The organism is Rhodovulum sp. (assembly GCF_011048875.1).
Taxonomy (GTDB): Bacteria; Pseudomonadota; Alphaproteobacteria; order Rhodobacterales; family Rhodobacteraceae; genus Rhodovulum; species Rhodovulum tesquicola.
Map to the genome: position 1 here is coordinate 1 of NZ_DSDD01000120.1, position 2,839 is coordinate 2,839.

Here is a 2,839-nt window from a genome sequence, read left to right on the forward strand (position 1 = left end):
CATGGCGCTGGACCTGGCCCCGGCCGAGTAGCGGCGCGCAGCCCTAACCGGCGCCGGCCTCGCCCATCGCCCGCGCCTCGGACAGGGTTTGGCTGGTGGCCAGCGCCTCGGGGTCAAGCTGCAGCTCGACCACGAAGGGCACGGTCGCGGCCAGCGCGCGCGCCATCGCGGCCGGAAACGCGGCCTGATCCGTCACCGCCACCCCGTCGTCCCCATAGGCCCGTGCCAGAGCCGGGTAGTCGGGATTGGCCAGATCGGTGCCGCTGACCCGGCCCGGGAAGCGGCGTTCCTGGTGCATGCGGATCGTGCCGTAGCGGCCATTGTTCGCCACGATCACCACCACCTTCGCCCCGTGCTGAATGGCGGTCGACATCTCGTTCAGGGTCATCTGGAAACAGCCATCCCCGGCCAGACAGATCACCGCCCGGCCGGGATGTTCCAGCGCGGCCGAGATCGCGGCGGGAAAGCCATAGCCCATCGAGCCCGAGGTGGGCGCAAGCTGGGTGCCATGCGCCTTGAAGGCGAAATAGCGGTGCAGAAAGGCGGCATAATTGCCCGCGCCATTCGTGACGATCGCATCCTCGGGCAGATGGGCCGAGAGCCAGGCGATCACCTGTTCCATCCTGACCGCGCCGGGGGTCTGCCGGGGTGTCGTCCACGCCTCGTACTCGGCCCGCGCCACGGCCCGCCATGCTGCCCAGGGGCCGGGCTGGCCGTTCAGCCGCGCCAGCGCCGCGACCATCGCGGGGGCGGGCAGTGCGATGCCGGGATCGGGCCGCCAGACCCGGCCCAACTCGTCCGCATCGGCATGAACATGCACGATCCGCGGCCCCGGCCTTATGGGATCGAGCAGCGTGTAGCCATTGGTCGCCGTGTCACCCAGCCGCGTGCCCAGCGCCAGCACCAGATCGGCCGTGGCCAGCCGCGCCCCCAACCGGGGGTTCATCCCCACGCCCAGATCACCCACATAGCAGGGATGGCGGTTGTCCAGATGCCCCTGCCTGCGAAAGCTGACCGCCACCGGAAGGTCGAACGCCCCGGCAAACCGCGCCAGATCCGCCGCCGCCTGTGCCGACCAATGCGGCCCGCCGACGACGACCAGCGGACGTTCTGCCTGCGCCAGCGCTTCGGCCACCGCGGCGACCTGCGCGGCGCCGGGTTCGGGCGGCAGGCGGGCAGAGGGCGGCAGGTCCGGCACGTCCGCCCGCGCGCTCGGCATGTCCTCGGGCAGGGCCAGCACCACCGGTCCGGGCCGCCCCGAGACTGCGATGTGGAAGGCGCGCGCGATGTATTCCGGCAGGCGTTCGGTCTGGTCCACCTCGGCCACCCATTTCACCAGCGGGCCGAAGAAGCGGCGATAATCCAGTTCCTGAAACGCCTCGCGATCACGGTGGGCGCGCGCGATCTGGCCGACGAAAACGACCATCGGCGTCGAATCCTGCCGCGCGACATGCAGCCCGCTGGCCGCATTCGTCGCCCCCGGCCCGCGCGTGACGAACAGCACGCCCGGCTGGCCGGTCATCTTGCCGTACGCCTCGGCCATCATCGCCGCGCCGCCCTCGTGGCGGCAGGTGATGTTCGGGATGCCGACATCGTAAAGCCCGTCAAGCGCCGCCAGAAAGCTTTCACCCGGCACCGAGAAGACCCGCCTGATCCCCTGAAGCGCCAGTTGATCGGCCAGGATGCGCCCGCCATGCCGTTCCATCCGCTTGCCCTCCGTCCTGCCTGGGCCGCACCCTGCGCCAAGCGGTCACAGGGCACAACCCGCTTGCAGCCCGGTGCTTGCGGCCCAGGTTCGAGCTGAACCAGACAGAGACAGCGACATGGCCGAACACAGTCTTCCGGGGATTTCCGGCTCGCTCAGGGCGGGCTCGTTCAACACCCTGCTGGTCCGCGAGGCGGCGCGGCTTTTCGACCCCGCCGGGTTCGAAATGGCCGACCTGCGCCTTCCGCTTTACGATGGCGATCTGGAAGCGGCCGAGGGCATCCCGGCCCCCGTCCAGCGCCTTGCCGACCAGATCGCGGCGGCCGATGCGGTGGTGATCTCGGGGCCGGAATACAACAAGTCGATCTCGGGCGTGCTGAAGAACGCGCTCGACTGGGTCAGCCGGACCAAGGGGAACGCCTGGGCGGACAAACCCGTCGCGATCGTCTCGGCCGCCGCCGGGATCGCGGGCGGGCCGCGCGCGCAATTCGCGCTGCGCCATTGCCTTGTCGCCTTTCGCCCGCGGCTGTTGCAGGGGCCCGAGGTGATGGTGGGCAATGCCGCCCAGCAATTCGACGCCGGAGGTCGGCTGACCAACGAGGTCGGGCTGAAGCTGCTGAGCGAGTTGATGGCCGCGCTCAAGGCCGAAATCGGACGCTAACCACCCCGCTTGCGCGCCTCGCGGCCTGCGGCTAGCGTCCGGCGCATGACCGAGGCGCTGGGCAGAACGCAAATCCTCCGCGACGCGATGGACCCGGTCCGGGCCGCGGCGCTGCATGCCATGCTGGGGCTGGACGGCCCGCCGCCGGGTCATCTGGCCATCCTGCCGCCCTTCTTCCATCAGGTCTATTTCTGGGATCCTCGCCCGCCCGCCGAACTGGGCCGCGACGGGCATCCCCGGGTCGGTGCCTTCCTGCCCGATCTCGGCCTGCCACGGCGGATGTGGGCGGGGGGGGAACTTGCCTTCTTCGGCCCGCTGCGTGCCGGCATCCCGGCCGAGCAGACCACCACCATCGAGGGCATCACCCGCAAGCAGGGGCGGACCGGCCCGCTGGCCTTTGTCACGCTGCGCCATGACATCGTGCAGGCGGGCGTGCTGCGGGTCAGTGAACGTCAGGACATCGTCTATCGCGA

General features: G+C 70.3%; 3 protein-coding genes. 2 read left to right on the plus strand and 1 reads right to left on the minus strand.

What is annotated here, in order from left to right; translation table 11 throughout:
- Window positions 1-43: 43 nt before the first annotated feature.
- On the minus strand, window positions 44-1,705 hold the full coding sequence (locus ENN83_RS04040) for a thiamine pyrophosphate-binding protein (RefSeq protein WP_287184327.1): 1,662 nt from the start codon (window positions 1,703-1,705) through the stop codon (window positions 44-46).
- Window positions 1,706-1,823: 118 nt separating this feature from the next.
- Between ENN83_RS04040 and ENN83_RS04045 the strand changes: the two genes are divergently transcribed.
- A complete protein-coding gene (locus ENN83_RS04045) occupies window positions 1,824-2,366 on the plus strand; it encodes an NADPH-dependent FMN reductase (RefSeq protein WP_287184328.1) in 543 nt (180 codons plus the stop codon).
- 45 nt (window positions 2,367-2,411) lie between these two features.
- On the plus strand, window positions 2,412-2,839 hold a 428-nt coding region (locus ENN83_RS04050; protein ID WP_287184330.1), incomplete at its 3' end, for an FAS1-like dehydratase domain-containing protein.